This window comes from Tsukamurella sp. DT100 (assembly GCF_049844855.1).
In the GTDB taxonomy this organism is placed as follows: domain Bacteria; phylum Actinomycetota; class Actinomycetes; order Mycobacteriales; family Mycobacteriaceae; genus Tsukamurella.
In genome coordinates, this window is the sequence record NZ_JBNCLV010000009.1 from 237,507 (window position 1) to 257,537 (window position 20,031).

Below are 20,031 nucleotides of genomic sequence, written 5' to 3' on the forward strand. Positions count from 1 at the left end.
CGCAACGGCCACCTGGTTCCATGGACCGATGCCCGTCGATCGGCGAACAGTCCTCCGCGCCGCTGCCGGCCTGACCGCCGCGGCAGCGCTCAGCGCCGGTCGCGCAGCGGCCGACCCCGTCGTCCCGTCGCCGATCCCGGTGCCGCCCATCCCGGTTCCGGTCCCGGTGCTCCCTCCGTTCATCCCACGCGGCCCTGTTCCTCTACCACGAGTCGCCGGCGCTGCGGCGGTACGTCGACGCGCTACCGATCCCGCACCGTCGGGCCGCGGCCGGTGAGCTGACCGCCCGGGCGGCGCGGCACCGTTTCCACCGGGACCTGCCCGCGGCCAGGGTGTGGGGCTACGACGGGGGCTACCTCGGCCCCACTCTCGAGGCGGTCGCGGGCCGGCCGGACCACGTCGAGGTGGTCAATCGCCTGGGTGCGCACCCCTTGGCGCGCGCCGTCGACGTCACGATGGGCGGGGCCACCGACCGAGACCGGACCGACCCGCGGATGACCATGCACCTGCACGGCGGCCGGACGGAGCCGAATTCCGACGGCCATCCCATGGTCGCGTGGCGGAACGGTGGACGGCAGTCCAACCACTATCGCCACGATCAAGCGGCGGCCGGGCTCTGGTACCACGACCACGCCATGGGCATCACTCGGCTGAACGTACTGGCGGGCCTGGCCGGGCAGTTCCTGCTCCGCGACCACTACGACACGGGCGGCGCCGACAACCCGCTGGGCCTGCCCTCGGGCGACCGCGAGATCCCTTTGACGGTGCAGGACGTCTTCATCAACTCCGACGGCTCCCTGCAGGCGCGGATGGCACAGGTTCTGCCCGAGGGATTCGGTCAGATGGGTCTCATGGGCGACGTGGCCCTGGTGAACGGGAAGGCCTGGCCGCGCCTCGGGGTGGAGCGCGCGCTGTATCGCTTCCGCGTCCTCATCGCGGCGAACACCCGCACCTACGAGTTCGGCTTCTCCAACGGCATGGCCTTCCACGTGATCGGCACCGACCAGGGCCTTCTCGACGCGCCGGTGCGCACCAGCTCAGTCATCGGCGGGCCCGGCGAGCGCTTCGACGTCCTGGTCGACTTCTCGAAGCTGCCGGCCGGGAGCAGCCTGACACTGGTCAACACTGCGAAGAACAGCATCGGGAACAACCTGCTCCTGGTGCCCGACCTGCCGGAGATCATGCGGTTCGATGTCCGCGCAGCGTCCCGCCCGAGCGCGCGGCTTCCCGCCCGCCTCAGCGGCGCGCCCGGTCTGCCAGCGGCACTGCCGCCACTCGCCGAACCGGAACGAGTGCGCACGATGACGCTCACCTACGACGTCGACTTCACCCGCCTGCAGTCCCTGATCCCGCTGATGATGTCGATCAACAACCTGACGTTCATGTCGGACGACGTCGACGTGGCGCGGTGCGGCACCGTCGAGCGGTGGGACATCGCGAACATCACGGACTTCGAGCATCCGATCCACCTGCACCTGGCCACCTTCCGGGTGCTCGAGCGACGCACGCTGCGCGCCTTCGAGTACGTCGCGGCCAACCCGATACCACCGATGGGTACGCGATGGGCGCCGCCGCCGGGCCGCTTCACCGGGCCGCCGGAACCGGCGCCGGCGTGGGAGCAGGGCTGGAAGGACACCGCCAACTGCCCGGCGCAGACGGTCACGTCGTTCCTGGTCTACTGGCCGTCGATCGAGGAGCTGGGCTTCGACCCGGACGAGCCCGTCCGCACGCCCGACGGCGCCGAGCACACGATGACGCACGGCCACGGCTCCGCAACAGCGATGCCGGCGACGGGGCACGAACTGCGCGGCTATGTCTGGCACTGCCACAACCTCGAGCACGAGGACCACGACATGATGCAACGGATACGCGCCAGGGCATGACCCGTATCCGCTCGGTCCGCGCTACCGGCAGGTGACGGCGATCTCGAAGGGCTTGCGGACCACGCCCGCCGCCGGGTCCGCGATGCTCGCGCCCTGTGCGGTACCGGTGATGGTGTAGCGGGTCCCTTCGACCCGCACCGTGGCCTCGCCCACGCCGCCGCCCACCGCGAGGGTGGTGCCGTCGGCGGTGATGCCCACCGTCTGCAGGACCGGCGGGTTGTGGGTGGTCATCGTGACGGCGACGGCGCCGTTCGCGCCGCCGGTGCCGATCACGAAGTTCTCCCCCTGCCGGACGCAGGACACGGTCGACAGGTCCAATCCGGAGACGTCCTTGCCGTCGACCTTGACGACCGCGTCGGCGCCGGACCGGACCGACCCCGCGTCTTCGCCCCCGCCGCACGCGGCGAGTACGAGAGCAGCGAGGGCGACCACCGAGGTGGTGACGAGGGAACGATGCACGGGGCCTCCTCAGGCACGGGAACTACTTGCAGGTGACGACGATCTCGAAGTCCTTCGAGACCATCCCCGCCATCGGGTTCGAGATGCTGGCGCCGGACGCGGTGCCGCTGATGGTGTAGCGGTCGCCGTCGACCTTGACGGTCGCCTTACCGACGCCGGGACCGACCGCGAGGGCGGTGCCGTCGACGGTGATGCCCACGGTCTCGACGGTGGGCGGGTTGCCGTCCTTGAGGGTCGCGCCGACCCCGCCCGACGCGCCGCCGGCGCCGATCGCGAAGCGATCGCCCTGCTTGGCGCAGCCCACGTTGCTGAGGTCGACGCCCGTGAGGTCCTTGCCGTCGACCTTGACGACGGTCTTCGCGTCGGTGTTCGCCGACGCCGTGTTCGCGGGTGCGGAGTCCGAGCCCTTGTCGGATCCCCCGCCGCAGGCGGTGAGTCCGATCGAGGCGAAGACCACCGCCGAGGCGATGACGAGGGAGCGATTCATAGCGGGCCTCCTTAGGCACGGAACCGAATTCGGGCTTTGCACCCGAGTGGAGGAAAGCACACGTCAGTGCGCGACGGGCGACTTCTCGGAGTTCGATTGCAGTCCCACCGCCGGCTCGATCCCCCACCGCACGAGGAGGTCCTGCATGATCGGCACCGCGGTGCTCGCCCCCGGCGACGCGCCGAGCAGGCCGGCGATGGTGCCGTCGGCGCCCGTGACGAGCTCCGTCCCCTGCTGGAGCACGCCGATGCGACGGCGATCCGGGGTCACCAGCTGGGCCCGCTGGCCGGCGGGGACGAGTTCCCACTGCGCCGGGTCGGCGGCCGGGTAGAACCGCTGCAGCTGGGCGAACCTCGCCCGCCGGCTCGCCGCGAGCTGGGCGACGAGGTACCGCACCAGGGCGAGGTTCTGCAGTCCGGCAGCGGCGATCACGTGCAGGTTGCCGGGCCGCAATGTGGTGAAGAAGTCGGTGAGCCGGCCCCGCTTGAGGAGCTTCGTGCTGAACGTGGCGTACGGGCCGAACAGGAGGTGATCGGCACCGTCGACGTACCGGCGGTCCAGGTGCGGCACCGACATCGGCGGCGCGCCGATGTCGGCCTGCCCGTACACCTTCCCGTCGAGGCGGCGCGCCACCTCGGGGTCCGAGCAACGGAGGAACGCCGCCCCGACGGGGAGCACGGCGTAGCCCCTCACCTCGGGCAGCCGCGCGCTCTGCAGCAGCCGCAGGGCCTTGCCGCCCGCGCCGACGAAGGCGCGCCGGGCGCGGATCTCGAAGCGCCCCTGGGGTCCCCGGCCGCGCACCGTCCATCCCGCGAGGGTGCGGCGCAGCCGCGTCACCTCGTGGCCGAAGCGCACCTCGCCGCCGGCGTCGGTGAGGATCGCGGTGAGGCCGCGGGTCAGCGCCCCGAAGTCGACGTCGGTGCCGCCGGGGTGGCGGGTGGCGGCCATGCGGCCCCACATGGACTCGGGGCCGCGGCCCTCCATGACCAGCGGCGCCCACTGCCGGATCGTCTCCGGGTTCTCCGTGTACTCCATCGCCGCGAACTCCGGGTGCGTGCGCAGGGTCTCGAAGCGCTGCCGCAGGTAGGTCATGTCGCGCTCGCCGAAGACGACGTCGAGGTGCGGGGTCGTGTGCAGGAAGCCGCCGTCGAGCAGTCCCGCCGCGACGAGGCCGTCCCACCAGGCGCGGGTGCGCCCGAACTGCTCGACCATCGACAGGGGCTTGGTGCCGTCGGCGGGGTCGGGCATGTAGTTGAGCTCGCAGAAGCCGCTGTGGCCGGTGCCGGCGTTGTTCCAGGGCCCGCTGCTCTCGGTGGCGAGCGCGTCGGCGCGCTCGAGCAGCAGGATCCGCCAGTCGGGCCGCTCCTGCGCGAGCATCGCGCCGAGCGTCGCGGACATGATGCCGCCGCCGATCAGGACGACGTCGGCGTCGAATCCCGGGGTGGAGTGGGTGACCATCGGATCCTCCTCTAGGTGGGTTCGGTACCAGCATCGAACGCGCGGTACTCATCCGTCCAATGAGGTCTTGCGGAGATATGATCCGAATATGGATCAATGGCTGAGCCTGTTCGCCCCGCAGCTGCAGGCGCTCGCCGCCCTCGCGGCGCACGACGGGCACATGACCCGCGCCGCGGCCGCGCTCGGCATCCCCCAGTCGTCGATGAGCCGCCGGATCCACTCCCTCGAGGGCGATCTGCGGACCCCGCTGCTCGTCCACGCCGGGCGCACCGTGCGCCTGACCGCCGCGGGCGCGGACCTGGCCCGGCGGATCCGGGATCCGCTGCGCGAACTCGGCCTCGCGATCGACGCGGTGGTGGACGAGGGCGACGGCGAACACGGCAGCGTGCGGTTCGGCTTCCCGCTCACCATGGGCTCGGGCCGCCTACCGGACCTGCTCTCCGCCTTCCGCCGCGCGCGCCCCGGGATCACCGTGACGCTCAAGCAGGGGCACGGCTCGGAGCTCGTCCGCGACCTGGAGACCGGCACCCTGGACCTCGCGGTGACCATTCCGCCGCCGAAGCTGCTGCCGCACATCGTGATCGGATCCCAGGAGATCCTGGCCGCGCTCCCCGGCGCCCACCCGCTCGCCGGGGCGAAGAAGATCCGGCTGGCGCAGTTGCGGTCCGAGACCTTCATCGCCAATCCGCCCGACTACCACCTGCGCGGCACCACCGAGCGCTGGTGCACCGCGGCCGGCTTCACGCCCGCGATCGCCGTCGAGGTCACCGAGTTCGCGACGATCCGCGAGCTCATCGCCCGGGGGCTCGGCGTCGCCCTGCTCCCGCACGACGACCGCGCACCGTCGGACGTGGCGGAGGTGCCGCTGGCGGGCGAGTACCGCCGCGCCGTCGCCCTGGCCCGCGCGACGACCACCCTCGCTCCGGCCACCCGGCACCTGCACGACTTCATCCTCGACACCGCCGAAGGGCGCCCCGGGTAGGCCGGGGCACTCGGCCCGCGCGGCCGGATCAGCAGGTGATCCTGAGCTCGAAACGCTGGACGACCCTGCCGAGCGTGCCGTCGGTGACGTCGCCACCGAATCCCTCGACGTCGCCCGTCACGATGTATGCGCCGCCGTCCTTCCGCGCCGAGTAGGTGGACTCCTGCCCGAAGTACACCTTTCCGTTCTCGAGGGTGAGGGCGAGCGTCTCCACCCGCGGGTAGTCAGCGGTGAGGATCGTGATCCCGATGGTCACCGGCGGCTCGCCGGACGCCACCACCAGGGTTCCGGCGACATCGTCGCACTCGACCGCGATCCGGTCGCCGCCCGGCGGCGCCACACCGTCGAGCGTCAGAGAGGCGTACGAACCACCCCGGTCGCCACCCCCGCCGCCCGCGACCGTGGCCGCGCCACTCCCCGCCGGCACCGCCGTCCCGCTCACGGACGTGGTGCAGCCCGCGATCGACACCGCCGCGAATACGCACACCACCGCCGAACGCATCCCCTGATCCATACGGCGATCCCACCACATCCGCGGCTACAGGAGCTGCTTCTTCTGCACCTTGCCCATCGGGTTGCGCGGGAGGTCGTCGACGAAGCGGATCTCGCGGGGGCGCTTGTGCTTCGAGAGCGTCTCCCCCACGAACTCGACGATCGCGGCGGCGGCGGCATCGTCGCGCGGGCCGTCGGCGACGAGGAAGGCGACGAGGCGCTGCCCGAGGTCGTCGTCGGGAAGCCCCACGACAGCGGCCTCGCGGACGTCCGCGTGGCCGAGCAGCGCGGCCTCGATCTCACCGGCGCCGACGCGGAAGCCCCCGGTCTTGATGAGGTCGGTGGAGGCGCGGCCCACGATGCGGTGGAAGCCTGTCGAGTCGATCACCGCGACGTCGCCGGTGTCGAACCAGCCGTCGCCCACCCAGGACTCGGCCGTGGCGTCGGGGCGGTTCAGGTACTTCGTGCCGACCATCGGGCCGCGGATCTGCAGCGCCCCGATCGATTCGCCGTCGTGCGGCGCCTCGTCACCCGATTCCGCGATGATCCGCGACTCGACGCCCGCGATCGGCACGCCGACCCAGCCGGGGCGACGCTCGCCGTCGACGCGCGCACTCACGGTGATCAGGGTCTCCGTCATGCCGTAGCGCTCCACGATCTCGTGACCCGTGAGCTCGCGGATCCGCTCGAAGACCGGCGCCGGCAGGGGCGCGCTGCCCGAGACGAGGAGCCGCGCGTCCCGCAGGGCCGCAGCGGATTCCGGGTCGCGGGCGATGCGCGACCAGACGGTGGGCACGCCGAAGTACATCGTGCCGCCCGCCGCCGCGTAGGCCTCCGGGGTCGGCTTCCCGGTGTGCACCAGCGGGCTGCCCACCCGCAGCGGGCCGAGGACGCCGAGGATGAGCCCGTGCACGTGGAAGAGCGGAAGGCCGTGCACGAGAGTGTCGTTCGCGGTCCACCCCCAGGCGTCCACGAGCCCGTCTATGCACGCCGCGATGGCCTCCCGGCGGATGGGGACGCCCTTCGGCGCCCCCGTCGTGCCCGAGGTGTACATCAGGAGCGCGGTCGCGGCCGCGGGCGGCTCGGGCAGGGCGTGCCAGCCGCGGGCGTGCTCGCGGACCGGGACCGCGGGTAGCCCGTGCAGATCCTGCGGGGTCGCGCCGAGCCAGGCCTGCGCGCCGGAATCGGCGAGCACGTGGGCGATCTCCGCGGTGCCCGAATCCGGCGGGACGGGAACGACCGGGACGCCGGCGCGAATACCGCCGACGATCGCGATCACGGTGGCGAGCGTCGGCTCGGCCCACACCGCGACGGGGCCGCGCACGCCGAGGCCGCCCAGCCGCTCGGCGACCGCCGTGGTGGCGCCGATGAGCTCGGTCCGGGTCAGGGTGCGGCCCCCGACGGTGACGGCCGGCTCACCGTCGGAGCCGGGCGGGACGGGCGTGACCGTGTGCGGCAGCAGCATGGCCCCAGCCTATGCCGCGCGGCGCCCCGTCAGGCGGCGCGGTACTGCAGGCGCGCGTCGAACGCCGCCTCGAGGAAGAGCGTGGTGATCTGGACGGCCTGCGCGCTCTCGGGCGTCACGCCCGCGAGCACGGGGAAGGCGTGCACGCCGCCCTGGTAGAGGTGCAGGTCGCAGGGCTTGCCGGCGCGGTCGAGGCGCTCGTGCAGGCGCTCGGCGTCGACGCGCAGCATCTCGTCGGTACAGGCGATGACGAGCGCCGGCGGGAACGCCGCGGGCTCGATCTCGGTGGCGTCGTCGTGGCCGCGGAAGGCGACCGGACCGCGGTCGAAGAAGTCGCGCAGCCCGGCGAGCTTGCCCGCGGTGAGGTAGGCGTCGTCGATGTCGTGCCGCGGATCGTCGTCGGTGACGGTGGGCGTGAGCAGCGGGGAGAAGCCGAAGTAGGCGGCCGGGGTGCGCACGGCGTCGAGGTACGCCAGCTCCACCACCTTGGCCGAGATGTAGCCGCCCGCGGAGTCGCCGCCCACGGCGACCTGCTGGTACCGGCCGGAGTCCGTGACCGCCCGGAACACGCGGTAGCCGTCGTCGACGGACGTGCCGACGCCCACGTCGGGCAGCTGGCGGTAATCCACGTTGAAGACGGTGACGCCGAGGGTGCGCGCGAGGGCCGCCGCCACGCGGCGATGGGTGCCGGGCCCGCCCGCGAGGAAGGCGCCGCCGTGGTAGTAGCAGATCGCGACGTCGGGCCGCAGGTCGCCCGCGGTCGGCACGAGCCGCTCCACGGGGACGCCGGCGAGCTCGATCCGCTCCACCTCGACGTCGTTCGGCGTCCACCCGATGAGGTTCGCCAGGCCCTCGCCCAGGGCGAGCGGCGCGAACGACCAGGCCCGCACCGGGTACAGCGCGATCAGGGGCTTGAGCAGCAGCCGCGCCCCCGCGATCGCCAGCGCCGACTGGGCGCTCACACCGCGGTGTTCGGTGACCGACATCATCGTCTCCTCTCGCCCGACCCGGAGAGGCCGAACAGAACCGGTTCAGACTAGGCCGATGCCATCGATAGATCCAGCGAATCGAGCTATCACCGCTCCCGGCGTGTCCCGGTCGGCAGGCCCCCGACGGCCGTGACGCGGGTCACGCGCGGTCAGCCGGAGATCCCCGTCCGCTCCACGCCGGCGACGATCCAACGTTGCGCTACCAGGAAGAACGCCAGCAAGGGGGCGATCGATACCACGGCGGCGGCGAACATCGCGGGCACGTTCACCGACTGCGCCGTGATGTAGCTCGACAGGACCAACTGGACCGTCCACGACTGCGGATCTTGACCGATCACGAGGGGCCAGAGGAACGCGTTCCAACTCCCGACGAAGGTGATCGTCGCGACCGCCGCCGTCACCGCGCCCGCCCCGGGCAGCGCGACCGCGAGGAACACCCGGGCGGGCCCGGCACCGTCGAGCACGGCGGCCTCCTCGAGCTCCCGGGGGAAGCCGAGGAAGTGCTGCCGGAACAGGAAGACCGCGGTCGCCTGGAACAGGCCGGGCACGACCAGCCCCTGCAGCGACGACACCCAGCCGAGCGTGGAGACCATGACGAAGGTCGGCACGAAGGTCACGGCGGCCGGGACCAGAAGGGTCGCGAGGACGACGGCGAAGACCTTGTCGGCGTATGCCACCCGGATCCGGGCGAAGGCGTACCCGGCCGGCAGCGCGACGGCGACGGTGCCGACCGTCTGCAGCACGGCCACCGTCGTCGAGTTGAGCAGCGCCCGGGCGAGCGGGCGGGCCTCGTCGGAGAAGATCTGCCGGAAGGCGGCGCCGTCGGTGCGACGCGGCAGCCAGTCCCCCGTCGCGACGTCCATCGGCGTGCCGACCGCGCCGCGGGCCAACAGGTACAGCGGCAGCAGGAAGAGGGCGGCGAGGCCGATCAGCAGTACGTACCGCCCCGCGCGGGCCGCGCTCACCGCTCGCCCCGCCCGCGGAACAGCCCCGTGAACCGGCCCTGCGCCAGGGCGATCACCGCGATCAGGGCGGTGAGCAGGATCCCGCCCGCGCCGCCGTGCCCGAAGTCCTGCCCGTTGCCGACGGCTACGTAGTAGAGGTAGATCAGCGGCGGTCGGGCGTACGGCGGATAGCCCTGCGCGGTGGCCATCACGCCGTAGAACTCGTCGAAGGCCTGGAAGGCGTTGACCGTCGCCAGCAGCAGCACTGCGACGGAGACGGCGCGCAGCTGCGGCAGCGTGATGCGCGCGAACGTCGTCCACCCGGACGCGCCGTCCAGCGCGGCCGCCTCGTACAGGTGCCGCGGCACGCGCTGCAGGGCGGCCAGGAACAGGATCGTGTAGAAGCCCAGCTGCAGCCACAGGCGCAGCGTCACCAGCACCAGCCAGTACCAGGGCGGATCGACCACCGACAGCCACACCACTGGCTCCGCGCCGACGGCCCGGAGCGCCGCGTTGGCGACGCCCGTCGGCACCCCGGGGAAGAGCGAGCCGCGCCAGATCAGCGACGCGGCGATGTAGCTGCACGCCAGCGGCAGGAAGAAGACCGAGCGGAAGAAGGCCTGGAACCGGCGCACCCCGTGCACGAGCACCGCGAGCGCGAGCGAGCCCGCGAAGGTCAGCGGCACGACGATCGCCGCGAAGACGACGAACGTGACCAGACTGGAGCGGAAGGCGGGGTCCGCCAGCATGTCCCGGTAGTTGTCCAGGCCCACGAACCGCGTCGGCGTCACCGTGTTGTGCGCGTCGAACAGGCTCAGCCACACGCTCCACCCGATCGGGACCAGGACGAACACCGCGAGGCCCGCGAGGAAGGGCCCCGTCATCAGCCAGAACCAGAGGTGCGGCGAGTCGCGCCACGCCCCGCCCGCGTCGGGCCGGGACGGCGCACGGCGGGCGGGCCGGAGGGACATCAGCGCGGGAACCGCTCGAGTTCCTTCTCGACCACCGACGCGACCTCGCGCAGCTCCGCCATCGGATCGGCGCCACCGCGGATCACCCGGTCCAGGGCGTCGCGGTAGGCGGTGGCGCTGCGCGGCGTCCACAGCAGCGGGGTCTGGGGACGACCGACGGAGTTCACCAGGTCGGCCGCCTCGTTGTAGACGCCGGTGGCGAGCTTCGTGGCCTGCGGTACCAGCGAGCGGCGCGCCGGGACGTGCAGGCCGTAGCCCTGCGCCCAGTCGAGCTGCAGATCGGTGCGCTTCACCCACAGCCACTGCACGAACTTCTTCGCCCGCTCGACGTCGCCGCCGGCGTTGACCGAGGCGCCGTACGCGCCGAAGGGCACGCTCGTCCCGCCGTTCGGGCCGATCGCCGGGAAGGGCCGCACGCCGAAGTCGTCGCCGAGCGCCGCCCGGATCGCGGGCAGCGCCCACAGGCCCGTCCACTGCATCGCCGTCTGCCCCGCGATGAAGGCCCCCGGGTCGGACCAGTCCTGCGGCGCGCCGAGCAGCAGGTCGCCCGACGTGAACAGCCCGCGCATCGCCCGCAGGCCGACCGCGACCTCCTCGTCGACGAAGCCCGGCCTGTGGTCGGGGGTCAGGTAGTCGTGCCCGGACGACCAGAGCAGGACGCCGCCGAGGACGTCCGCGCCACCGCTGTTGCCGAGGAAGAGCCCCTTGACCCGGCCCCGGTTCAGGGCCCGCGCGGCCGACACGAGCTCGTCGAGCGTGCGCGGCGGGACGACGCCCGCCTCGGCGAGCATGGACTTCCGGTAGACCAGCAGCTGGGTGTCCGTGACCTGCGGGATGCCGTAGACCCGGCCGTTGTGGGTCATCCGGTCGAGCAGCGCCGGGGTGAAGTCGGATCGCGCGTCGCCCAGCAGGTCGGTGAGGTCGGCGACCTGCCCGGCGGCGATCATGTCGATCGTGGGACCGTTGGCGAATTCGAAGACGTCCGGGCCGTCGCCGCTGACCAGCGCCGACGAGACCTTCTGGTCGTAGTCGCCCGGGAAGGCGCTGACCCGCACGCCGCCGTCCGGGTAGTCGCCGGCGTACCGCGTGAGCGCCTCCGGCGCCCCCTGCTCGCCGTACTGGTGGAACCAGGCCCGCAGGTCGCCGCGGGCCCCGCCGCCGCGACCGGTGTTCCCACCGCATGCCGCGAGCGCGCCCGCGAGGGCCACGCCGCCGACGCCCGTCAGCACCGCCCGTCGGGACACACCATAGTCAGACACCGGGTAAGTATCGCAAACCTTCGTCCACGTCGCGGACCGGGCCGTGTCAGAAGAGGGCGCCCGCCAGATCGCGCCGGGCCGCGAGCACGACGGGATCCGCAGGGTCGAAGAGCTCGAAGAGCTCCAGCAGCCGGGTGCGCAACGCCGAGCGGTCGTCGCCCGCGGTGACGCGGATCGCGGCGATGAGCCTGTCGAAGGCCCCCTTCGGCGAGCCGGTGAGCAGCTCCTCGTCGGCGGCGGCGAGCGCCGGTGCGACCCGTTCCTCGCCCGTCGCGCCGGCCGCCGCGTCGTCGCGCGCGATCGCCCCGGGCTCGCCCTTCGTGGCGCGGGCGAAGAAGGCCATCTGCTTGACCGCGGCCGCCGCCTCGGCGTCGCCCGGATTCGCGTGCAGGATCGCCTCGTACGCGGCGCGGGCGCCGTCGTAGTCGCCGTCGCCCGCGAGCTGCTCCGCCGCGTCGCGCCGCGGGTCCGACGGGGCCTCCCCCGCCGCCACGCCGCCACCGAACTCGGGCGGCAGCTGGGCGAGCACGTCGTCGAGCCACTGCCGCGCCGCCGGCTCCGGTTGCGCGCCTGCGAAGGCCGTCACCGCGCGCCCCGCGGCGACGGCCACCACCATCGGCACCGACTGCGCGCCGAAGGCCTGCGCGACGCCGGGCGCCCCGTCGACGTCGACGCGGGCGAGGGTCCACCGGCCCGCGTCATCCGCGGCGAGCTTCTCCAGCACCGCCGCCATCGCCTGCGACTGCTCGCTGTACGACGCGGCCAGCAGCACGACCACCAACCGATTCGCGGACCGGTCGATGACCTCGACCGGGAAGCTCTGGTCCGTCACGTCGACCACGCCGGGCCCGGGGGCGGCGCCGGCCGGGCCCGCCTCGCCCGACGGTGCCGGGCGGGCCTGCTGGGCGGCCTTCGCCTCCGCGCGGGCCTTGAGACCCGAGAGGTCGACCGCGCCGGCCATCGCCGCGGCCGTGCGCAGCGCGCGTGCCTGATCCTGTGGAGATGCGCCTCGAGGTGTAGTCACCCCTCCATCTTGGCACGCCCCGTGCGGCGGCCGCCCGCGGCGACCGTCCGGCCCGGGATCACCGGTAGCGCTGCTGATCCGGGTCGAACCGCCAGGACGTGGGACCGGGCGCGGGCATCCCGGCGGCGGCGAGCGCACCCCGCCGCGGGCGGTACCAACTGGTGAGCGGCACCTCGTCGACGACGTGCACCGCGTCCGGGTACTGGCCGTGCCTGCCGGCGAACGCGTCGCTGATCTCGCCGGCCGTCAGCTCCGCGTCGTCCCGCACCGTGACCGCGGCGACGACGCGCGGCGCGCCGTCGGCCCCGTCGCCGGGCACCTGGTACACGACGGCCTGCTCGACCTGCCCGAGCTGCTCGAGCACGTCGGTGATCGGGATCGAGTACACCGGCCCGCGCTCCGTGACGGCGACGGTGCGGACGTCGTCGACCAGCCAGTAGTCGCCGTCCTCGTCGCGCCGGAAGAGGTGGCCCGTGGAGAACCAGGCGTCGCCCGGCCGGAAGACGCCGCGCAGCAGCACGTCGCGGTGCGTGGCGTCGGGATCGGCGCGGCCGATGAGCACGCCCACCTCGCCGTCCCCGACCTCCTGCAGGAAGCCGTCGCCGTCCTCGACGAAGCGCCCGGAGTCGAAGTAGTAGTCGACGAGGGCCACGTCGGCGCTGCCCGGCAGGCGCCGGCCCTTCGCCCCCGGCTTGCCGGCGCGGACCCTGGCCAGCACGATCTCGCCCTCAGTGGAGGCGTAGAACTCGACGACCTGCGCGTCGAAGGTCTCGCCGACGCGGCGCGAGAGCTCCGCCGACATGCCGGAGCCGATGAAGGCGCGGACCGGGTGGTAGCGCGGGATCTCCAGGCCGGGGGTGTCGAGCACCGCGCGCATGAGGTTCCAGGTGTAGCAGACCACCGTGACCCCGTAGCGCTGCACCTCGACCATGAACCGCTCCGGGTCGAAGTCGCGGGTGAGCGCGATGCGCGAGCCGCCGGCGAGCGCGCCGCCGAGGCTGGTCATGAGGCCCGAGCTGTGGCTGAGCGGGGTGAGGCAGTACACGGTGTCGCTCTGCGACAGCCGCGCGGCCGACGCGGTGCCGAAGGCGGAGAGCGCCCACCGGCCGTTCGTGACCCGCTTGGCCCGCAGCCGCCCGCCGACCTCCGAGAACATCACGAAGGCCAGGTCGCGGCCGAGGCCCGCGTCGGGCCGGTACCAGCGCGGGATCCGCACGTTGTCCGGGTCGACCTGCTCGAGGTCGACCAGCTCCGCGCCGAGGTCCTGCCGGGCGGCACCCGGCCGGTCGCGGCGGTCGCCGCCGCCGACGACGAAGACGCGCTCGGCGACCGCCACGGCCTCCTGCGCGTGCTCGGGGTCCGTGAGGACCGAGGCGGCCTCCCCCAGCCGCAGCGCGGCGGCGTAGTCGGTGCCCGGCGGCAACAGCACGGCCACGGCGCCGAGCCGTGACAGCGCGGCCATCGCGACCAGGGCCGACGGCCGGGTGTGCATGAGCACGCCCACGTGCTCGCCCTGCCGCACCCCGACCTGGATCAGGCCGCTGACGACGCGGTCGATGCGCTCGTTCACCGCGTGCTTGGTGTGCACGCGGTCCTCGTAGAGGAAGAGCTCGCCGTGCGGATCGGCCGCGGCCTGCTCCGCGAGCAGCTTGCCGAGCGAGACCTGGGTGTGCGCCTGCAGCTGCCCGAGGCGGGCCAGCTTCGGCAGCCCGCGGGTCACCTCGCGGGCGACGGCGGAGGCGCCGGCCGCGGCGCCGGAGGCCGCGTCGAGGACGTCGCGCGCGGCGACGAAGCCGACGGTGGCGATGCCGCCCAGGCCCGCGACGAGCGGGTTGACGCCGACGTCGCGGCCGTCGTCGGGCTGCATCGCGACGACGTTCTCCGGCTGCGGGCCGCGGCCCTCCAGCCAGTTGATCCACCGCGTCACCGTCGGATACGTGACCGCGCCTGCCGAGCTGCCGACGACGAGGCCGAAGTGACCGGCTGAGACCTGCGCCTCGTAGACCTCGGCCTTCGGCGCCGCCTGCAGGATCCCGCGGACGGCGCTGGGCCGGCCGATCTGGTCCGACAGGCCGACGAAGGCGAGCACGGGGCTCGTGATGGACGCGAGGGAGACGGCGTCGCCGTCGATGGCGAAGCCGCCGGTGAGCATGCGGTTGTGCACGACGAACTGCTTGAGCAGGTCGGCCACCGCGGGCCCGGCGTAGGCGACCCAGCCGTCGGCCTCGAGGAAGCGGCGCTGGTCCTCGCGCGGCAGCAGGGCGTCGCGGTCGTGCAGCTGCCGGACGAAGTCGAGCCGCGAGCGCACCGCCTTGACGGGGTTGAGCATCTCGAAACCGCGCTGCACCATCCAACTGGGGAGGTAGAAGCGGTTGAAGACGTGGTCGGCGACGAATTCGGCGCCCTTGTTGACCAGCGCGGGCGGCGCGCCGAGCGGCAGGCCCGCCGAGATGTCGACGGGGCTGCCGAAGGTCACGAGGCTCGCGATCGACCGGGACTGCCGGTAGGCGGCCACCTGGTAGCAGAACATGCCGCCCTGGGAGTAGCCGCCGATGTGCACGTCGCGACCGCGGAACACCGCCACCTGCTCGATCGCCTTGGAGATGGCGACGACGTGATCCGCGAGGTTGCGCTCGAGGCCGCCCTCCTCGCGGTCGGGCGCGCCGAAGTCGATGACCCACGGGTCGAGGCCCGCGCGGTGCAGCACCGACACGGCGCCGTTGTTCTCCGTGACGTCGAAGACGTTGGCGTCGACCATCATGGGCGGCACCAGCAGGATCACCGGCCGGTCGTCCACCGCGGGCGCCGGCGCCCGGTCCGCGAAGTACCGCCGGAGGCGGTACATCGGCGAGCGCTCGACGACCGTGAACTGCGAGGGCTTCGCCCCGGTCTCGAGGCCACCCTGCGTGAGCACCTCGAAGCCGTTGCGCGCCGTGGCCGCCAGGCGGTTCACCGACGCCTCGAGCGCCTTCCCACCGGGCAGCCCGCCCAGGATGTCCACCATGTGCCCCACCTCTCCACAGCTTCCGTCAGCGAGTCAACGTACCGGTAGGCGGGGCGCCGTGCGTCCTAACCGCCGATCGCGTCGGCGGGCTCGGCCTTGTCCGCGGCGGTGGCCGTCGCGGGGGCGTCGAGCTTGCCGGCGCGCTGCGCCCACACCTCGAAGACGACGGAGCAGAAGGGCAGGACCGTGGCGAGCAGGCCGAGGGCGAGGGTCTTCAGGTCCCACTTGCGGGCGTAGGCGACCGCGAGGGTCAGCACGACCAACACCATGAAGACGATGCCGTGCGTCATGCCGGGCACTGCGATCGCGTCGGGCTTGTCCTGTACCCGCTTGATGATCATGCCGATGATCAGCCACACCCAGGTCAGGGCCTCGAGGAAGGCGACGACCTTGAAGGCGGTGACGATCTTGGACGCGAGGGATTCGTTCATGCGGAGTTTCTCTCTACTTCCCGGGGACGATGATGATGAGCGCGTCGCCCTGGCCGCCGGCGCCGCACAGTCCGGCGGCACCGGTGCCGCCGCCGCGGCGGGCCAGCTCGAGCGCGAGGTGCAGGAGGATGCGGGCGCCGGAGGCGCCGAGCGGGTGACCGATGGCGATGGCGCCGCCGTCGACGTTGACCTTGTCGGCGTCGACGCCGAGGTCGGCGGTGGACGCGAGGCCCACGGCGGCGAAGGCCTCGTTGATCTCGAGCAGGTCGAGATCGGCCGGGCTGATGCCCTGCTTGTCGCAGGCCTTCTTGATGGCGTTGGAGGGCTGGTGCTGCAGCGACGAGTCCGGGCCGGCGACGACGCCGTGCGCGCCGATCTCGGCCAGGTAGTCGAGGCCGAGCTCCTGCGCCTTGCTCTTGCGCATGACGACGACGGCGACGGCACCGTCGGTGAGCTGGCTGGCGTTGCCGGCGGTGATGCTGCCGTCCTTGGCGAACGCCGGCCGCAGCTTGGCCAGCGACTCGGCGGTGGTGTCGCCACGGACGCCCTCGTCCTCGCTGACGCGGATCGGCTCGCCGCGGCGCTGCGGGATCTCGACGGGGACGACCTCGTCGGCGAACTTGCCGGCGGCCCAGGCCTCCGCGGCCTTGCGGTGCGAGTCAGCGGCGAAGGCGTCCTGCTCCTCGCGGGAGTAGGTCACCGTGTCGATGGTGTTGAGCTGCTCGGTGAGCCCGCCCATCGGCTGGTCGGTGAAGACGTCGTGCAGGCCGTCGTAGGCGGTGTGGTCGAGCATCTCGATGCTGCCGTACTTGTGGCCCTCGCGACTGCCCGTGAGGATGTGCGGCGCCTGCGTCATCGACTCCTGGCCGCCGGCGACGACGACCTCGTACTCGCCGGCCCGGATGAGCTGGTCGGCGAGCGCGATGGCGTTGATGCCCGACAGGCACATCTTGTTGATGGTCAGGGTGGGCACGTCCCACGGCACGCCGCCCGCGATCGCGGCCTGGCGCGCGGGCATCTGCCCGGCGCCGGCGGTGAGGACCTGGCCCATGATCACGTAGTCGATCGTCTGCGGGTCGACGCCGCTCTTCTCCAGCGCGCCGCGGATGGCGACCGCGCCGAGGTCCGTGCCGGACTGCGACTTGAGCGCGCCGAGCAGCTTGCCGAAGGGCGTCCGAGCGCCGGCGACGATGACCGTGGGGTCCTGATGGGGTGCGGACGGGGCCACTTCGTTCCTCCTAGTGGGCAGGGGTCTTCCACCTCAAAGCTACATTCGAGGCATGACAGAGAGCCAATCGCGACAAACAGATCACACCGCCCACGGCGAGCACCCCGCCGCGCACGCCGTCCCCGCCGAATACGTGCTGGGTATCGACCACGTCGGCGTCGCCGTGTCCGATTTCGACGCGGCCCTCGAGTGGTACGCCCGCGTCCTCGGCATGGTGTGCACGCACGAGGAGATCAACGAGGCGCAGGGCGTGCGCGAGGGCATGCTCTCCCCCGCCTCGCTGCTGGCGGCCGACGGCGCACCGTCGAGCGCGGCGCAGCTGCAGGTCCTCGCCCCCCTCACCCCCGAGTCGACGATCGCGAAGTTCCTCGACCGCAACGGCCCGGGCATGCAGCAGCTGGCGTACCGGGTCTCGGACCTCGCGGCCGTCACCGCGCACCTGCAGGAGCAGGGCTTACGGCTGCTGTACGACGCCCCCCGGAACGGCACCGCGGGCTCGCGGATCAACTTCCTGCACCCGAAGGACGCCGGCGGGATCCTCGTCGAACTGGTCGAACCCGCGTCCTGACCCGGCACGGGCCACAATTCGGACCTTTTGCGACTGCTGACGCCGCGAGCGCGGGCCGTCCACGTACCATTCGGAGCATGGCGAATACGGACAACTTCCCGGGCGGCCCGGCGCCCGCACCGTTCGCGGTGGTCCTGCGTGGGTACGACCGGGACCAGGTCACCGAGCAGTTCCACCGGTACCAGGCCGAACTGCGCGTGCTCGCCGCCGACCGCGACGCGGCCTCGGCGCACGCGCGCGAGTTGACGGACCTCCTCGACGAGGCGCAGGACGAGATCGACAACCTGCGCCGCGAGGTGGATCGCCTCAGCGTCCCGCCGACGAGCGCCGAGGGCATGAGCGACCGCATCGCCCGCATGATGCGCCTCGCCTCCGACGAGGCCTCGGAGATCCGTGCCGCAGCCCAGAACGAGTCCGCCGAGGTGCGCTCGCTGGCCCGCCAGGAGGCGGAGACCACCCGGCGCGAGGCCGACCGCATGCGCTCGGACATGACCGCGCGCCGCGAGGCCATGGAGTCCGAGCACGAGAAGACGATGAAGGACGCGCACGCCGAGGCGGAGCGCATCAAGGCCGAGGCGAAGGCCGAGTCCGAGAAGCTGGCTCAGTCGGCCGCGGAGAACCGCGAGCGCGTCCAGAACGACTTCGACATGGCGATGTCGATGCGCCGGGACAAGGCGATCCGCACGATCACCGAGCTCGAGGACGCGTCGAAGGACGAGGCCCGGGATCGCGTCGACTCCGCGAACGAGCGCGCCGAGCAGACCCTCAACACCGCGAACGCCACTGCGGAGCAGAAGCTCGAGGACACGAACACCCGGATCGCCACGCAGGTCGCGAACGCCCGGCGGATCACCGAGGACATGCAGTCGCTGCGCGCGTCGATCCTCGATCAGCTGGAGACGGTGCGCCGACAGCTCTCGCTGGTGCCCGAGGCCCTCGCGACCGGCGACGGCGAGGCACACGTCGTCGACAAGCGGATCGATCCCGCGTCGTTCGACCCCGCGGCGGCCCCCAAGGCGGAGCACGTCGCCGACGACGCCCCCACCGCGGCGCAGCGCGCGCAGCAGGTCCTGGGCGCGGAGGACTTCGCCGCCGACGAGGCGGTCACGGAGCAGGTCGCGATCGAGAAGCGCTAGCGCGCCCGCCGGCCGGCCTCCCTGGCCCAACAACCGCGGTGCCAGTGGCGCCGGTCGGCGACGCCTTCGCTCTCGGCGGACGGCCACACCACGACGTGCGCGGTCCCCGCGGGGATCGCCTGGTGGCATCCCGGGCAGCGGTACTCTTTGACGGCGCCCGTCCCCGTGACGGTGCGCACCTGGTAGGCCTCGTCGCCGAGGTCGACCCGCGAGCCGAAACCGCCGGCGCTCAGGGGACGGTGCCCGTCCCGCGCCGCCGCACGCTTGCGGGAGACGGGCCTGCGGCCCATCAGAAGAGCTTGTAGGACGTGTCCTCGGTGCCGCGCAGCACGTCGTAGTCGACGGTGACGCACCGGATACCGCGGTCCTCGGCGAGGGTGCGGGCCTGGGGCTTGACCTGCTGGGCCGCGAGAATGCCCGTCACGGGCGCGATCAGCGGGTCGCGGTTGAGCAACTCCAGGTACCGGGTCAGCTGCTCCACGCCGTCGATCTCCGCGCGGCGCTTGACCTCCACCGCCACGGTCCCGCCGTCCGCGTCGCGGCACAGCAGGTCGACGGGGCCGATCGCCGTCATGTACTCGCGCCGGATCAGGGTGTAGCCGTCCCCGAAGGTGTGGGTGTGCTCGGCGAGGAGCTCCTGGAGGTGCGCCTCGACGCCGTCCTTCACGAGGCCCGGGTCGACCCCCAGATCGTGGCTGCTGTCGTGCTCGACCTCACCGATGAGGATGCGGAGCTGTTCCTCCGCCTTGTTCCGCACGATCCAGAGCTGGTGCCCCTCGGGCACGTCCTTCGCCTCGTCGTCCGACGGGGCGGTCTCGAGCCAACAGGGCGGGCTCATCCAGTTGAGAGGCTTGTAGGCGCGATCGTCCGCGTGAATGCTGACGGAACCGTCGGCCTTGACCAGGATCAGGCGCCGGGCCATCGGGAGGTGGGCGGTCAGCCGGCCCACGTAGTCGACCTGGCATTCGGCAATCACGACACGCACGGGCTCCACCTTACGGCACGGGAACGACGGTGCCCGCTCCCCGGTGCCGGCCCGAACGGCGTCGTGGCCGGATGCGGAAGCGATGTGCGGGCCCCACGGAATCGTGCGGACCGCGCGGGAGAACGATGTGCGGACACGAAGAAGACCCCCGCGCCGGGAGCATTTCTGCTCACCGACCCGAGGGTCTTCTCCTGTATCTAATTTTAGTCCGGCGGTGTCCTACTCTCCCACACCCTCGCGAGTGCAGTACCATCGGCGCTGGAGGG

Annotated in this window: 19 protein-coding genes; 4 read left to right on the forward strand and 15 right to left on the reverse strand. The window is 72.6% G+C overall.

Translation table 11 applies throughout. The features are described 5' to 3' along the window. Positions 1-332 precede the first annotated feature (332 nt). Complete coding sequence (locus tag ACLQ3K_RS21110) at positions 333-1,883, forward strand: multicopper oxidase family protein (protein WP_426001415.1); 1,551 nt, start codon at positions 333-335, stop codon at positions 1,881-1,883. A gap of 21 nt (positions 1,884-1,904) precedes the next feature. Here the strand turns inward: ACLQ3K_RS21110 and ACLQ3K_RS21115 are convergent, their stop codons facing one another. The 3 genes from ACLQ3K_RS21115 to ACLQ3K_RS21125 form a co-directional block, all read right to left on the reverse strand. Continuing rightward, on the reverse strand, positions 1,905-2,342 hold the full coding sequence (locus tag ACLQ3K_RS21115; RefSeq protein ID WP_426001416.1) for a lipoprotein LpqH: 438 nt from the start codon (positions 2,340-2,342) through the stop codon (positions 1,905-1,907). Positions 2,343-2,364: 22 nt separating this feature from the next. Next, positions 2,365-2,829 carry a lipoprotein LpqH gene (locus tag ACLQ3K_RS21120; protein WP_224646394.1) on the reverse strand — a complete coding sequence of 155 codons (465 nt, stop codon included), beginning with the start codon at positions 2,827-2,829 and terminating at the stop codon, positions 2,365-2,367. A gap of 63 nt (positions 2,830-2,892) precedes the next feature. Beyond that, the gene (locus ACLQ3K_RS21125) at positions 2,893-4,287 is read right to left on the reverse strand and encodes a malate:quinone oxidoreductase (protein ID WP_426001417.1); all 1,395 of its coding nucleotides are present in this window, start codon (positions 4,285-4,287) and stop codon (positions 2,893-2,895) included. Positions 4,288-4,375: 88 nt separating this feature from the next. Between ACLQ3K_RS21125 and ACLQ3K_RS21130 the strand changes: the two genes are divergently transcribed. Continuing rightward, on the forward strand, positions 4,376-5,269 hold the full coding sequence (locus ACLQ3K_RS21130; RefSeq protein ID WP_426001419.1) for a LysR family transcriptional regulator: 894 nt from the start codon (positions 4,376-4,378) through the stop codon (positions 5,267-5,269). A gap of 28 nt (positions 5,270-5,297) precedes the next feature. Here the strand turns inward: ACLQ3K_RS21130 and ACLQ3K_RS21135 are convergent, their stop codons facing one another. The 10 genes from ACLQ3K_RS21135 to ACLQ3K_RS21180 all read right to left on the reverse strand — a co-directional run bounded on the left by ACLQ3K_RS21135 (position 5,298) and on the right by ACLQ3K_RS21180 (position 17,076). Continuing rightward, a complete protein-coding gene (locus tag ACLQ3K_RS21135; protein ID WP_426001420.1) occupies positions 5,298-5,783 on the reverse strand; it encodes a lipoprotein LpqH in 486 nt (161 codons plus the stop codon). A 24-nt stretch (positions 5,784-5,807) separates the two neighbouring features. Next, a complete protein-coding gene (locus ACLQ3K_RS21140) occupies positions 5,808-7,226 on the reverse strand; it encodes an acyl-CoA synthetase (protein WP_426001421.1) in 1,419 nt (472 codons plus the stop codon). A 29-nt stretch (positions 7,227-7,255) separates the two neighbouring features. After that, positions 7,256-8,212, reverse strand: coding sequence for an alpha/beta hydrolase (locus ACLQ3K_RS21145; RefSeq protein ID WP_336671577.1), 957 nt, complete (start codon positions 8,210-8,212; stop codon positions 7,256-7,258). Between the two features lie 152 nt (positions 8,213-8,364). After that, positions 8,365-9,180 (reverse strand): carbohydrate ABC transporter permease, encoded by an 816-nt coding sequence (locus ACLQ3K_RS21150; protein ID WP_426001422.1) that lies wholly within the window; start codon positions 9,178-9,180, stop codon positions 8,365-8,367. Next, a complete protein-coding gene (locus ACLQ3K_RS21155) occupies positions 9,177-10,130 on the reverse strand; it encodes a carbohydrate ABC transporter permease (protein ID WP_426001423.1) in 954 nt (317 codons plus the stop codon). The genes ACLQ3K_RS21150 and ACLQ3K_RS21155 overlap by 4 nt, the downstream gene beginning before the upstream one ends. Continuing rightward, the gene (locus tag ACLQ3K_RS21160) at positions 10,130-11,389 is read right to left on the reverse strand and encodes an ABC transporter substrate-binding protein (protein ID WP_426001424.1); all 1,260 of its coding nucleotides are present in this window, start codon (positions 11,387-11,389) and stop codon (positions 10,130-10,132) included. Before ACLQ3K_RS21160 ends, ACLQ3K_RS21155 begins: the two co-directional genes overlap by 1 nt. Before the next feature lie 46 nt (positions 11,390-11,435). Continuing rightward, the gene (locus ACLQ3K_RS21165) at positions 11,436-12,413 is read right to left on the reverse strand and encodes a tetratricopeptide repeat protein (RefSeq protein ID WP_426001425.1); all 978 of its coding nucleotides are present in this window, start codon (positions 12,411-12,413) and stop codon (positions 11,436-11,438) included. 58 nt (positions 12,414-12,471) lie between these two features. Further along, a complete protein-coding gene (locus ACLQ3K_RS21170) occupies positions 12,472-15,417 on the reverse strand; it encodes an AMP-binding protein (RefSeq protein WP_426001426.1) in 2,946 nt (981 codons plus the stop codon). 65 nt (positions 15,418-15,482) lie between these two features. Next, positions 15,483-15,848 carry a DUF3817 domain-containing protein gene (locus ACLQ3K_RS21175; protein WP_224646407.1) on the reverse strand — a complete coding sequence of 122 codons (366 nt, stop codon included), beginning with the start codon at positions 15,846-15,848 and terminating at the stop codon, positions 15,483-15,485. A 13-nt stretch (positions 15,849-15,861) separates the two neighbouring features. Continuing rightward, positions 15,862-17,076 (reverse strand): acetyl-CoA C-acetyltransferase, encoded by a 1,215-nt coding sequence (locus ACLQ3K_RS21180; RefSeq protein WP_426001427.1) that lies wholly within the window; start codon positions 17,074-17,076, stop codon positions 15,862-15,864. A gap of 52 nt (positions 17,077-17,128) precedes the next feature. On the opposite strand from ACLQ3K_RS21180, the gene mce reads away from it, so the two are divergent. Further along, on the forward strand, positions 17,129-17,644 hold the full coding sequence (mce, locus tag ACLQ3K_RS21185) for a methylmalonyl-CoA epimerase (RefSeq protein ID WP_426001428.1): 516 nt from the start codon (positions 17,129-17,131) through the stop codon (positions 17,642-17,644). A gap of 77 nt (positions 17,645-17,721) precedes the next feature. Then, positions 17,722-18,780: a hypothetical protein gene (locus ACLQ3K_RS21190; protein WP_336671572.1), complete on the forward strand. Its 1,059-nt coding sequence runs from the start codon at positions 17,722-17,724 to the stop codon at positions 18,778-18,780. Here the strand turns inward: ACLQ3K_RS21190 and ACLQ3K_RS21195 are convergent. Together ACLQ3K_RS21195 and nucS are read right to left on the reverse strand one after the other, a co-directional pair. Further along, the gene (locus ACLQ3K_RS21195; protein WP_426001429.1) at positions 18,777-19,070 is read right to left on the reverse strand and encodes a hypothetical protein; all 294 of its coding nucleotides are present in this window, start codon (positions 19,068-19,070) and stop codon (positions 18,777-18,779) included. The genes ACLQ3K_RS21190 and ACLQ3K_RS21195 overlap by 4 nt on opposite strands. Next, positions 19,070-19,765 carry an endonuclease NucS gene (gene nucS, locus ACLQ3K_RS21200; protein ID WP_224646413.1) on the reverse strand — a complete coding sequence of 232 codons (696 nt, stop codon included), beginning with the start codon at positions 19,763-19,765 and terminating at the stop codon, positions 19,070-19,072. The genes ACLQ3K_RS21195 and nucS overlap by 1 nt, the downstream gene beginning before the upstream one ends. Between the last annotated feature and the right edge of the window lie 266 nt (positions 19,766-20,031).